Genomic DNA, 11,701 nt, shown 5'->3' on the forward strand with positions numbered 1-11,701 from the left:
CTTCAGCCACACCGCCCGCCTCGGCGATCTTGCTCACCCCTACATCTTGTGGTCACGAGAACCCGTTCTACGCACCGTCAATCCGGAAGAGCCCGATATAGCCAATATAAAGGTTACAATTGACATTTCACTGCCGGATTTTCACCTCAGTAATGCACACCAATCACACCTGCCACACGCGCCGATCAAAGATCGATAACGTACTACCACAGAACCTGCTAATTGTTTAACGCTGCAAATAGCGTGGCGATTGCCGCCTACGTACCAATAGAAGCTGTTAAGTTCCCCTGGGGCGACACCCTTCGCACGCTGGGCCCGGGACAACGATGGTTGAGTACGTTGAAGGTCGTCGATGACCAATCTTCCCTACCGCTTACGACTCGCGAACGAGAGGTTGTAGACCTCGTGAAAGCGGGAAAGTCCACAAATGAAATCGCGGACATCTTGACAGTATCGATTCGCACTGTCGAGGGGCATATCTATCGCGCATGCATGAAGCTCGACGTTGTTGACCGCGACGATCTCAAAAACATCGAGTTGGACGACTAGGCAGCCGAGTTTCCATACTCCCTCCAAAGTACCAATTGCATTTTCTGCACAAAAGCGCATCCTGCGTGTAGGGGATATAAATGCAGCCAAGCAAATTATCACAGTTCAGCCTGCGCTAAAAGTGTCACGAATCGCTGCCAGAGATTACCAGGCCATTCGACCACTCAAGGTAGCTCGCAAGCGCGACCACAAAATGGGATAGAGAGTTGCCCAGCCCGACCAGTTTTGAGACACTCGACTGTGTCGCACCGATCAGTGAGTGAGGTCGGACGTCCGTAGCGCCTTCCTTCCAGCAAGGACGAATCCTCACAGGTCAGGGAGTCAACCAGTCCGGCAGTCCCGATAGCGGTGGCACAGCATCGACATTGATGCTGTGACTCTCACAGCAGGTACTCCCTGACCGCCTTACTCGCGGCTGGACGCGAGCATGTAGCGCGGATGCTGTGCAATAGATTCGTCTGCACGACGCTCGCCACAACCTATGCGACGCTGATATGCACTTGCAGGGCGTGCCAATCGTAGTGATCGCCGCGTCGCTTGGGCACGTCAAATGCCGGGTTCACGATGCGCACGTACGTCCACTCACAGCCACAGTCGTTGCAGCTTGCCGCCCAGAGTTTTCGTGGCGTGGGACAAGTTGTGACACTTTGCGGGGCAAACCCATGTTGCAGACGTGCGCAAAGTGGTCGCTGGCCCGAGTTGACCAGTTGGTGCGCGAGGGGGGACTTGAACCCCCACGTCCGTAGACACTGGAACCTAAATCCAGCGCGTCTGCCAATTCCGCCACTCGCGCATGACCCAGATGTGGTCGAGGCAACCCTACCGCCCGTGTGACGATCGGTGCAGGCCAGGTACCGTCGTGGGTATGTCCACGTCGCCGCGCCGCACCCATCGGCCTGCACTCATCGTGCTGGTCGCGGTCGCCGCGCTGGCGTGTTTGGCGCTCGCGTGGTGGCAGTGGGACCGCTACGAGTCGTCGTCGGGGACGGCGCAGAACCTCGGTTACGCGTTGCAGTGGCCGGCGTTCGCCGTCGCGGTCATCTACGCCTACCGCCGCTTTGTGGTCCTGGAACGCGCCCCCGAGGAGGAGCGCACATCGGCCGCCCGAAGCAAGGGGGCGACCGAGATCCCCGATGGGTTGCTCCCCAAACGGCCGACGACGCCCAGCGCCTCGTCGTTGTCCAATCCCCCGGACGCCGGCGAGGACAAGGTTCTCGCCGACTACAACCGCTACCTCGCCGAACTCGACTCCCGCGATGATGTGCACGAGAAGGGACCCCTGTGAACAACCCAGCCACCGAGACAGCCCAGCCCGACGGGACGACGGCACCCGTCGAGAAGGTCAAGGGTGCGCTGCTTCGCTACCGGGTGCTGGCCTGGATCACCGGTCTGTGGCTGCTGCTGCTCGTCGCGGAACTGATCCTCAAGTACGGGTTCGACAACGACTCGCTCGACTTCGTGCCGATCGTCCACGGCTGGGTGTACTTCGCGTATCTGATCTGCATGGTCGACCTCGCGATGAAGGTGCGTTGGCCACTCGGCAAGTCACTGCTCACCGCGATCGCGGGCACGATTCCGTTCCTGTCCTTCTGGTTCGAGCATGTACGCACCAAGGAAGTAAAGGCGCAGTTCAACCTCTCCTAAGGGCGTCGCAGCGCTCCATTCACCGCGATCGGGCTCACTGGGCCGGTGCGGATCGTCCAACTCGCGAACTTCTACGGCGCCCAGTCCGGCGGTCTGCGCACCGCCATCGACCGATGGGGCGCCGGTTATGTGTCGGCCGGCCACGAGGTGGTGCTGGTGGTGCCCGGTCAGGAGCGCGACGAGGAAGTCTTACCGTCAGGCGTAGTGCGGATCACCGTTCCCGCACCGCGGATTCCGTGCTCGGGCGGCTACCGACTGGCGTCGGCTCGCAGGGTCGCCGATGTGCTCGGTTACTTGCGCCCCGATTCCATCGAGGTGTCGGATCGGTTGACGCTGCGCGGCTTCGGCCGGTGGGCCAGGCGGCGCGATGTGCACGCGACGATGGTGTCGCACGAGCGATTCGACCGCCTGCTCGGCCAGGTGATGCCCGACGCGGCCGCGCGTCGACTCGCTGACCGCGCCAACGCCGACATCGCACGATCCTTCGACACCGTGGTCTGCACCACCGGATTCGCCGCCGCAGAGTTTGAACGGGTCGGTGCGGGTAACCTCGTCCGCGCGCCGCTCGGCGTCGATCTCGACGTCTTCGACCCGCGCCACCTCGACCCCGATCTGACCACCCGCTGGACCGGTGGCACCGGCACCCTCATCGCGCATTGCGGCCGGTTGTCGGTGGAGAAGCGGGTCGACCGCAGCATCACCGCCGTCGGGCGCCTGCATCGCAAGGGTGTACCCGCTCACCTCGTGGTGGCCGGTGACGGCCCGATGCGCGGACCGCTCCACAGCGTGGCACGCGGTTTGCCGGTCACCTTCCTCGGGCACCTGAGCGACCGTCACCAGGTGGCCTCACTCCTGGCCAGCGCCGACATCTCGCTCGCGCCCGGACCGCACGAGACGTTCTGCCTCTCCGCGCTCGAGTCGCTGGCGGCCGGTACGCCGGTGGTCGGATCCCGGTCGTCGGCGGTCGCGGGTCTGGTCGACGACACGTGCGGTGCACTGTCGGAGAACTCCGGCGCCGGGTTCGCCGACGCCATCGAACAGGTGCTGACGCTGCCGCAGGCCGACCGCGAACACGCAGCACGCGCGCGGGCGTTGCAGTATCGCTGGCCGGATTCGGTGGCGCGGATGCTCAAGGTGCACGGCGCGCTGATGGCTGGTTGATCCTGACGGGCTCCGGAACCAACGGCGCGCGTCCGTGGTCGCGGACATGGTCGGCTCGCCTGTGGTTCGACACGCGTCGAGCTCGCAGGCTCGCACGTCGCGGCTCAACCAGCGGGGTGGTACATCTCGATCAGGAGGTGGCGGCAGCCAGATCACGAAGCGCAGGAACCAACTGCGCCAACGCTTTTCCGCGGTGACTCAGGGAGTCCTTCTCCGCGGGCGACAACTCCGCCGACGACCGGCCCTGGGCCACAGCATCATCCGGCGCGAACAGCGGGTCGTAACCGAAACCGTTGGCGCCCTGCGTGGTTCGCAGAATCCGACCACGCCACTCGCCGCGGACCACCACCTGCGAGCCGTCCGGAAAGACCAGCGCACATGCCGAAACGAACCCGGCGCCGCGTCGGTCGTCGGGCACATCGCCAATCTGCGCCAGCAGGAGTTCGTTGTTGGCAGCGTCGTCGCCGTGGCGTCCCGACCACCGCGCGGACAGCACCCCGGGCATGCCGCCCAGCGCGTCCACCGAGATTCCGGAATCGTCTGCGAGACACGGCAATCCGGTGGCGCGAGCACCTGACGACGCTTTGATCAGTGCGTTCTCCTCGAAGGTCGCGCCGGTCTCGGGTTCTTCCGGGAACTCGGGTACCGCGTCGAGCCCGATCACGTCGAGACCGGTGATCCCGGCCGCGTCGACAACCCGCTGCAGTTCGGCGAGCTTCTTACGGTTTCGACTGGCCAGCAGCAGTGTGGGCACGACGAATCAGTCCCTCACGACTTGTCCGGCAGCTCACCGGGATACGGCGCGGCCAGTACCTCGCGCTGGGCGGCGAACAGTGCGTCGGTGCCGACGGCCGCCATGTCCAGCAGGGAGTCCAGGGTGCTGCGGGCGAAGGTCGCGCCCTCGCCGGTCCCCTGCACCTCGACCAGGGTGCCCGCATCGGTGGCCACGACGTTCATGTCGACCTCGGCCCGCGAATCCTCTTCGTACGGAAGGTCGAGCCGGACCCGACCGTCGACGACGCCGACGCTCACCGCGGCGATCGCACAGGACAGCGGCTGCGGATCGCTGAGCCGACCGGCCGCACGCAGCCACTCGACCGCATCCGCGAGGGCGACGTACGCGCCGGTGATCGCAGCCGTGCGCGTGCCGCCGTCGGCCTGCAGCACGTCACAGTCGAGGGCGATGGTGTTCTCGCCGAGCGCACCCAGATCGATGCACGCGCGCAGTGAACGTCCGACCAGGCGGCTGATCTCATGGGTCCGGCCACCGACCCGGCCCTTGACCGACTCGCGCGACGACCGCTCGTGCGTCGCCGCCGGCAGCATCGCGTACTCGGCGGTCAGCCAGCCCAGTCCCGAACCCTTGCGCCAGCGCGGCACACCTTCGGTCACGCTCGCCGTACACATCACTCGCGTTTGACCGAACTCCACGAGGACCGAACCCGCAGGATGCGAGGTGAATCCCCGGGTGAAGGAGATGGGACGCAGTTCGTCGTCGGCTCTGCCGTCAGCTCGTGTGGTCACCCGAACAACTGTAGGTGGTCACGCACCGACGTCGGTGACGCGGCCCTGCCGCATCAGCTGGATCGGTCCGGAGTACGTGCGGTGGGCCTCGGCCACCACCGCATCGACGTCGGTCCACGGTGCGATGTGGGTCAGGGCGAGCGCCTTCACGTTCGCCTTGGTCGCCGCCTCGCCGGCCTCGATGCCGGACAGATGCAGGTGCGGGGGCCGCTCAGAGGGCGCGTGCGTCCACGTCGCCTCGCACAGAAAGAGGTCGGCGCCGTCGGCGAGTTCGATGAGTTCGTCACACATGGCGGTGTCACCGCTGAACGCGAGCACCTCACCGTCGGGTCCGGTGACACGCAGCCCGAACGTCGACGGCGGATGGTCGACCTCGAAGGCGCGGAAATGCATGCCGCCGAGCGTCACCTCCATCGCGTCGTGCCATTCGTGCACGTCGAAGGTGTCGGTGATGTCGTCGACCTGGCCCGGGAATTCCGACGATCCCGCACCGATTCGCATCGCAGTTCCGGGCGGACCGTAGAGCGGCGCCTTGTCGATGGCAGCATTCGGCTCGACCATGCAGCTCGGCGCATAGCGACGCCAGACGAGCATCGCGGGCAGATCCATGCAGTGATCTGCGTGTAGGTGGGACAAGACCACGGCAACATTCTTCGGATCGGTCACTCGTTGGAGTTCGCCGAGGACACCCGGACCGCAATCCATCAGCACGGGTTGTTCCCCGGGTACCGAGAGCAGGTAGCCAGAACAGGCCGCTCCGGGCCCGCCCACACTTCCCGAACATCCGAGGACCGTCAGACGCATACGCCTACCATGCCATGCCGGTCGGATCGGGAGACCACATACGGGTCACAAGTCCAACTCGAGTGGTGACTCCGGGCTCGACCTCAGACGTGCTCGACGTGACCGATCGCCGGGCCGAGGAACCTGGTCGACAGCTTGGCGAAGAACTCGGGATCGCCGGTCGCCTGGAAGATGCGATCGGCGGTGCGGTCGGAATGCGAATGCAGGAGGTCGGCTTCGGTGAGGACGCGGAACAGGTCCTTGGCGGTCTCCTCGGCGCTCGACACCAAGGTCACCTCGTCGCCCATGGCGAGCTGGATGACGCCCGAGAGCAGCGGATAGTGCGTGCAGCCGAGGACAACGGTGTCGACGCCCGCTTCTTGCAAGGGTTCGAGGTAGCCCTGCGCGAGGCCGAGGATCTGCCGGCCGCTGGTGATGCCGCGCTCGACGAAGTCGACGAACCGCGGACACGGAACCGCGGTGATGACCGCGTCGCGGGCCGCCGCGAACGAGTCCTGATAGGCGCGTGACGCGATGGTCGCCTCGGTGCCGATGACGCCGATGCGGCCCGTCTTGGTGGCCACCACGGCCCGACGCACCGCCGGGAGCACGACCTCCACCACCGGGATCGGCGCATAGCGTTCGCGTGCATCCCGCAGGCAGGCGGCCGACGCGGTGTTGCACGCGATGACGATCGCCTTGACACCGCGTTCGGCGAGGTCATCACCGATCGCGAGAGCGTGCTTGCGGATCTCCGGGATGGTCAGCGGACCGTAGGGGCCGTTGGCGGTGTCGCCGATGTAGATGATGTCTTCGTCGGGCAGCAGGTCGATGATCGCGCGCGCCACGGTCAGTCCCCCGACCCCCGAATCGAACACCCCGATCGGTGCCTCGCGAGATGCTCCGGCGGCTATGACGCCACCCCCGGCGTGGTCGGTGTGGCCCGCTTGCGGCGTTCCCGTTCACCGAGGAACCAGGCGGCGAGCACGCCGCCGATAGCGCCGAAGAGATGCGCCTGCCACGACACCGTCGGATCGGTCGGCAGCACTCCCCACAGGATGGAGCCGTAGATCAGGAACAGCACCGCACCACCGAGGATCTGCCAGAGGTCGCGATTGAACAGGCCGCGGATCAGCAGGAAGGTCAGCCAGCCGAAGATGATGCCGGAGGCGCCGACCGTGATCGTGTAGGGCGGCGCGAACAACCACACACCCAGACCGGACACGACCCACACGATGCCGGTCACGACGAGGAACCGCTGCGTCATCAGCAGTAGGAAGCACAAGACGACGCCCGGAATCAGGTTGGCGAACAGATGCGCCCAGTCGGCATGCAGCAGCGGTGCCCAGATGATGCCGTCGAGGCCGTCGACCTCGCGCGGCTCGATCCCGTTGTCGTCGAGGTCGAATCGGGTGGCCGCGTCGATGGCCTCGATCACGAACAGTCCCGCGACGATGCACACGGTGATGATCGCCGAGCGCAACCACAGTGGCTTCGACGTCGGTGCGGGCGCTTGCCCGTACGGCGCGGGGTAGGTCATCTGCAACACTTTCTCGCCGGCTCGGACCGCGGTTTCCCCTAGGCCCAGAGCTGGCCTTCGAGGGCCTGTTCTGCGTCGTCCAGGCTACCTTCGTATGCGCCGGTCGACAGATACTTCCACCCCGCGTCGGGCACCACGAACCCGATGTCGGCACGCTGCCCCGCCTTCAGCGCACGACGTCCGACGCCGCGCGCGGCCTGCAGGATCGCGCCCGTGGAGATGCCGGCGAAAATCCCCTCCTGCTCGATCAATTCACGCACCCGGGCCACCGCGTCGACGCCCTGTACCGAGAAGCGTCGGGTCAGGACGGTGTCATCGTAGAGTTCGGGAACGAAACCCTCGTCGATGTTGCGCAGACCGTACACCTCGTCGCCGTATCGCGGTTCGGCAGCGACGATCTCGATGTCAGGCTTGCGCTCGCGGAGGAATCGGCCGACGCCCATGAGGGTGCCGGTGGTGCCGAGCCCGGCGACGAAGTGGGTGATCTCGGGCAGGTCGGCATACAACTCCGGACCGGTGCCCTCGTAGTGCGCGGCGACGTTGGCGGCATTTCCGTACTGATAGAGCATCACCCAGTCGGAGTGTTGCGCCGCGAGATCTTTCGCCATCGCGACCGCCGTGTTGGAGCCACCGGCGGCGGGTGACGAGATCACCTCGGCGCCGAACATGCGCAGCAAAGAGCGCCGTTCCTCCGAGGTGTTCTCCGGCATCACGCAGATGAGGTGGTAGCCCTTCAGCTTGGCCGCCATGGCCAGGGAGATCCCGGTGTTACCGCTGGTGGGTTCCAGGATCGTCGACCCGGGGCTCAGCAGTCCGTCACGTTCGGCCTGCTCGATCATCCGCAAGGCCGGGCGGTCCTTGATGGATCCGGTCGGATTGCGGTCCTCCAACTTGGCCCACAACCGGACGTGCGGGCCGCCGTTGGGATCGCTCGGATCGGAGTCGTCCCATCGGGGCGAGAGCCGCTGCAATCCGATCAGCGGGGTGTGACCGACCGAGTCGATCAGTGATTCGTATCGGGCCACGCCTCAGCCACCGGCCACCGCGGGCAGAATGGTGACCTCGTCACCCTCGTCGATCGTGGTCTGCAGTCCGCCCGAGAAACGGACGTCCTCGTCGTTGACGTACACGTTCACGAAGCGATGCAGTTTGCCGTCGGCCACCAGACGTTCTTTGAGACCCGGGTTGGCGGTCTCGAGGTTGTCGATCAGCTCGGCGAGCGTTGCGCCGCTGCCGTCGACGCGCTTGGCGCCCCCGGTGTGCGGACGCAGGATGGTGGGAATGGACACCGTGACAGACATGGTTCAGCTCCTGATCTCGATGGGTTCTTCGGTGACCACGCCGTCGACGATGCGATAGCTGCGAACCTCGGCGGTGTCGGGTTCACGCGTGGACACCAGCACGTAATGGGCGTTGGGCTCGCTGGCGTAGGAGATGTCGGTGCGGCTCGGATACGCCTCGGTCGCGGTGTGCGAGTGGTAGATGACGATCGGTTCCTCGTCCTGCCGGTCCATCTCGCGCCACACCTTGAGTTGCTCGCCCGAATCGAATCGGTAGAACGTCGGCGACCGCTCGGCATTGACCATGGCGATGAACCGCTGCGGCGTATCGCTGCCCTCGGGCCCCGCGATCACGCCACAGGCCTCGTCGGGATGGTCGGCACGAGCGTGTTCCACCATCGCATCGACGAGATCCTGGCCGATCCTCAGCATGCTCTGACGTCTCCCAACCCGGCTGTCGCGACCCCTGGACAGGGCCATCGGTGAAGGTTCAACACCGATTCCAGCCACCCTATTCCGGTGGTGCGAACGCCGACGGGGCGACGTCGCGGTATGCGGGCAGCCCGGCCAGCGACGTCGCCGACACCACGGCATCGACGATCGCGCGCTGTACCACCTCGGCGGCATGCCGGCACACCTCGCTCAGCACCGCGACCGCCGGGTACATCCCGGGCGGCACCGGGACCTGCTCGTCGGGCGGGGCTACGCCGCCGGTCGACACGGCGAACACGGTGTCACCGTCGAGCGGCGAGTGCGCCGGCCGGATCGCGCGGGCGAGACCGTCGTGCGCGGCCATCGCGACCCGGCGGGTCATCGCGGCATCGAGATCCGCGTCGGTGGCGACCACACCGATCGTCGTGTTCAGCACGGTCGACTTCTCCGCGAGTTCCGCCAGCGTCGCAACCTCGGCGGACACCGGGGGTCGCAAACCCCACTGGTTCAGCGCCGCCTCGGTTGCATCCCAAGGCAATCCGGTCTCGGGGTCGAGAACCGCACCGACCGGGTTGGCCACCATCAGGGCGCCGACGGTGACACCGGCGGCCGGGCCGTCAGCGATGCGGACCGCGGCCGTCCCGACCCCGCCCTTGAGCGCTCCGGCCCGAGCGCCGGTCCCGGCACCCACGCTTCCGACCTCGAAGTCGACGGCGGCAGCGGTCGCTGCCCGCGCGCCGAACTCCGCGTTGGGCCGGGCATGCCATGCACCAACGGGAAGGTCGAAGATGACGGCTGCCGGGACGATCGGCACGACGCGAACTGCCCCGTCGCTTCGCTCGCCCGTGTGCTGTGCTTCATCCATCACCAGCCCGGCGCCCTCGTACTCGAGGACCGACATCACCCCGTCGGCAGCCGCGAGGCCGTAGGCACTGCCGCCCGTGAGCACGATGGCGTGCGCGGTCTGCACGGTGTTCGACGGGTCGAGCAGGTCGGTCTCGCGAGTGCCGGGCCCGCCGCCGCGGACGTCGACGGCCACCATCGGCACCCGATCGCCGACGCCCGACAGCCGAACCACTGTCGTCCCGGTGGCCCAACCCGCGGCCGACTCGATGCGGTGATGATGTCCGACGCCGAGCCCGACGACGTCGGTGATCCGGTCACCCTCACGGCTCCGTGACATCAGCAACCCCGCGTCATCGGTGACCCGCCATCAGCGACCCGACATCAGCGACTCGACCAGCAGATCCTGCATCACCGTGAGCCAGTGGTAGACGTCGAGATGCGCTGCATGGGGATGGTCCGGCGGCAACTGGTCGGGGGTGTCCTCGGAGATCCCGAGCATCGCGCCGAGTGCGAGTCGCACGTCGTTGAGAGCGGTCAGCCACTCACCCGCCTGCGCCTCGGTCAGGGCGATGTCACCACCACCGTCGGGCAGTGTCTCCAGGACCACCTGCGCGGCAGCCAACTTCGCGTCGATGATCTTGGGCTCGTTGACGCTGCGCAACGCGGCATTGAGCTCACCGTTGACGACATCGGCGGACAATTCACGATCCTGATCGGGCCGGTGGAAGTCGGGCAGGAGTCGCCCGAGTGTCGCATCGCGGGGCGCATCGACATGCCCGGTGCGGATGCCGGTCAGCTCGCCCAGATCGTCGCGCGGCGCGCTGTCCATCCGTTCGTCGAGGAGGTCACACATCGAGTTGACCATCGACGCGAGGAGTTCGGCCTCGTGGGGATCGAGTTGAGAACAGATGCGCACGCCTGCTCCGCGCCCCTTGCGCTTCCACGTTCGCACGTTGCTCAGAATCTCCGGATCAGATCGGGTCGATCACGAATCACGCTGCATGGTGGCCCACAGACCGGCCGCATGAAGTTTACGAACATCCGTCTCCACCTTGTCACGATCGCCGGAGGACACCACGGCCTTGCCCTCGGTGTGCACCTGCATCATGAGCTGATTGGCCCGGGACTCGGAGTAGCCGAAGATCTTCTGGAAAACGAACGTCACATAGCGCATGAGGTTGACCGGGTCGTCCCACACGATCGTCATCCAGGGGCGGTCGAGACCGGCCTCGCCGTCGGCGACCTCCGGCTCGACAACCGCGGTGCCGGTGCCTGGTACGGGCGTCGTGCCTCGGTCGCTGCGCGCGGCGCGAGGGGTAGCCTCGTCCGCACGAGTTTCGTCAGGCGACATACGAATAGGGTAAGCGATTGTGAGCATCGACAACACCGCCCTGCTGACCGATCAGTACGAGCTGACCATGGTCGCCGCGGCGTTGGCGCAGCCCGTCGCGCACAAGAGCTGCGTGTTCGAGGTGTTCGCCCGCCGCCTCCCCGATGGACGGCGCTACGGGGTGGTCGCGGGCACCGGGCGGGTCATCGACGAACTCGCCAACTTCCGCTTCGGCGACGACGAGATCGCGGTCGTCGAGAAGTTCCTGGACGCCGACACGGTGGCCTGGCTGCGTGACTACCGATTCTCCGGCGACATCGACGGATACCGCGAGGGCGAACTGTACTTCCCCGGTTCCCCGATTCTGACCGTCCGCGCGAGCTTCGCCGAGGCCGTTCTCCTGGAAACCCTGATCCTGTCGATCCTGAACCACGACAGCGCGATCGCGTCGGCCGCCGCCCGAATGGTCAGTGCCGCCGGGTCGCGCCCGATCATCGAGATGGGATCGCGCCGTACCCACGAGCGCGCCGCTGTCGCGTCGGCCCGCGCGGCCTACATCGCCGGTGTTGCCGCGACCTCCAACCTCGAGGCAGCTCGGCGCTTCGGCGTTCC

Annotated in this window: 15 protein-coding genes, 1 tRNA gene and 3 pseudogenes; 7 read left to right on the top strand and 12 right to left on the bottom strand. The window is 66.2% G+C overall.

The genetic code is table 11. The annotated features are described in order from the left end of the window. From ABZW74_RS22445 to ABZW74_RS22455, 3 genes and pseudogenes are all read left to right on the top strand, one after another. Positions 1-199 (top strand): hypothetical protein (locus ABZW74_RS22445; RefSeq protein ID WP_355279490.1); only part of this gene is annotated, 199 nt, incomplete at its 5' end. A 167-nt stretch (positions 200-366) separates the two neighbouring features. After that, positions 367-549 (top strand): annotated as a pseudogene (locus ABZW74_RS22450) (helix-turn-helix transcriptional regulator); the annotation flags it as partial. A gap of 452 nt (positions 550-1,001) precedes the next feature. Next, positions 1,002-1,134 (top strand): annotated as a pseudogene (locus ABZW74_RS22455) (site-specific integrase); the annotation flags it as partial. A gap of 123 nt (positions 1,135-1,257) precedes the next feature. On the opposite strand, the gene ABZW74_RS22460 reads toward ABZW74_RS22455, so the two are convergent. After that, a tRNA-Leu gene (locus ABZW74_RS22460) sits at positions 1,258-1,342 on the bottom strand. 72 nt (positions 1,343-1,414) lie between these two features. On the opposite strand from ABZW74_RS22460, the gene ABZW74_RS22465 reads away from it, so the two are divergent. The 3 genes from ABZW74_RS22465 to ABZW74_RS22475 are packed head-to-tail and all read left to right on the top strand — an operon-like array spanning position 1,415 to position 3,354. Continuing rightward, positions 1,415-1,834, top strand: coding sequence for a transcriptional regulator (locus tag ABZW74_RS22465; protein ID WP_240862368.1), 420 nt, complete (start codon positions 1,415-1,417; stop codon positions 1,832-1,834). Beyond that, complete coding sequence (locus tag ABZW74_RS22470) at positions 1,831-2,193, top strand: DUF3817 domain-containing protein (RefSeq protein ID WP_240862370.1); 363 nt, start codon at positions 1,831-1,833, stop codon at positions 2,191-2,193. The genes ABZW74_RS22465 and ABZW74_RS22470 overlap by 4 nt, the downstream gene beginning before the upstream one ends. Before the next feature lie 45 nt (positions 2,194-2,238). Continuing rightward, positions 2,239-3,354, top strand: a complete 1,116-nt coding sequence (locus ABZW74_RS22475; protein ID WP_355279494.1) for a glycosyltransferase — start codon at positions 2,239-2,241, stop codon at positions 3,352-3,354. 130 nt (positions 3,355-3,484) lie between these two features. Here the strand turns inward: ABZW74_RS22475 and ABZW74_RS22480 are convergent, their stop codons facing one another. The 11 genes from ABZW74_RS22480 to clpS all read right to left on the bottom strand — a co-directional run bounded on the left by ABZW74_RS22480 (position 3,485) and on the right by clpS (position 11,110). Next, on the bottom strand, positions 3,485-4,108 hold the full coding sequence (locus ABZW74_RS22480; protein WP_240862374.1) for a non-canonical purine NTP pyrophosphatase: 624 nt from the start codon (positions 4,106-4,108) through the stop codon (positions 3,485-3,487). A gap of 14 nt (positions 4,109-4,122) precedes the next feature. Then, positions 4,123-4,878: a ribonuclease PH gene (gene rph, locus ABZW74_RS22485; RefSeq protein WP_240862375.1), complete on the bottom strand. Its 756-nt coding sequence runs from the start codon at positions 4,876-4,878 to the stop codon at positions 4,123-4,125. 18 nt (positions 4,879-4,896) lie between these two features. Continuing rightward, on the bottom strand, positions 4,897-5,682 hold the full coding sequence (locus ABZW74_RS22490; protein ID WP_355279497.1) for a cyclic nucleotide-degrading phosphodiesterase: 786 nt from the start codon (positions 5,680-5,682) through the stop codon (positions 4,897-4,899). Between the two features lie 83 nt (positions 5,683-5,765). Continuing rightward, a complete protein-coding gene (murI, locus tag ABZW74_RS22495; protein ID WP_240862431.1) occupies positions 5,766-6,575 on the bottom strand; it encodes a glutamate racemase in 810 nt (269 codons plus the stop codon). After that, complete coding sequence (locus ABZW74_RS22500; RefSeq protein WP_240862380.1) at positions 6,572-7,201, bottom strand: rhomboid family intramembrane serine protease; 630 nt, start codon at positions 7,199-7,201, stop codon at positions 6,572-6,574. The genes murI and ABZW74_RS22500 overlap by 4 nt, the downstream gene beginning before the upstream one ends. Before the next feature lie 38 nt (positions 7,202-7,239). After that, positions 7,240-8,226 (bottom strand): cysteine synthase, encoded by a 987-nt coding sequence (locus ABZW74_RS22505; protein ID WP_355279500.1) that lies wholly within the window; start codon positions 8,224-8,226, stop codon positions 7,240-7,242. Positions 8,227-8,229: 3 nt separating this feature from the next. Then, entirely contained in the window at positions 8,230-8,502 is a 273-nt protein-coding gene (locus tag ABZW74_RS22510) for a MoaD/ThiS family protein (RefSeq protein WP_240862383.1), read from the bottom strand. Between the two features lie 3 nt (positions 8,503-8,505). Further along, positions 8,506-8,913 carry a M67 family metallopeptidase gene (locus ABZW74_RS22515; RefSeq protein WP_240862385.1) on the bottom strand — a complete coding sequence of 136 codons (408 nt, stop codon included), beginning with the start codon at positions 8,911-8,913 and terminating at the stop codon, positions 8,506-8,508. Positions 8,914-8,992: 79 nt separating this feature from the next. Continuing rightward, positions 8,993-10,096, bottom strand: a complete 1,104-nt coding sequence (locus ABZW74_RS22520; RefSeq protein WP_240862387.1) for a P1 family peptidase — start codon at positions 10,094-10,096, stop codon at positions 8,993-8,995. Between the two features lie 30 nt (positions 10,097-10,126). Further along, positions 10,127-10,711, bottom strand: a complete 585-nt coding sequence (locus ABZW74_RS22525; RefSeq protein ID WP_240862389.1) for a DUF2017 domain-containing protein — start codon at positions 10,709-10,711, stop codon at positions 10,127-10,129. A 33-nt stretch (positions 10,712-10,744) separates the two neighbouring features. Next, on the bottom strand, positions 10,745-11,110 hold the full coding sequence (gene clpS / locus ABZW74_RS22530) for an ATP-dependent Clp protease adapter ClpS (protein ID WP_240862391.1): 366 nt from the start codon (positions 11,108-11,110) through the stop codon (positions 10,745-10,747). A gap of 19 nt (positions 11,111-11,129) precedes the next feature. Between clpS and ABZW74_RS22535 the strand changes: the two are divergent. Next, a pseudogene (locus ABZW74_RS22535) lies at positions 11,130-11,701 on the top strand (nicotinate phosphoribosyltransferase); the annotation flags it as partial.

The sequence above is a fragment of the Gordonia sp. NPDC003585 genome, from assembly GCF_040610755.1.
Classification (GTDB): Bacteria; Actinomycetota; Actinomycetes; order Mycobacteriales; family Mycobacteriaceae; genus Gordonia.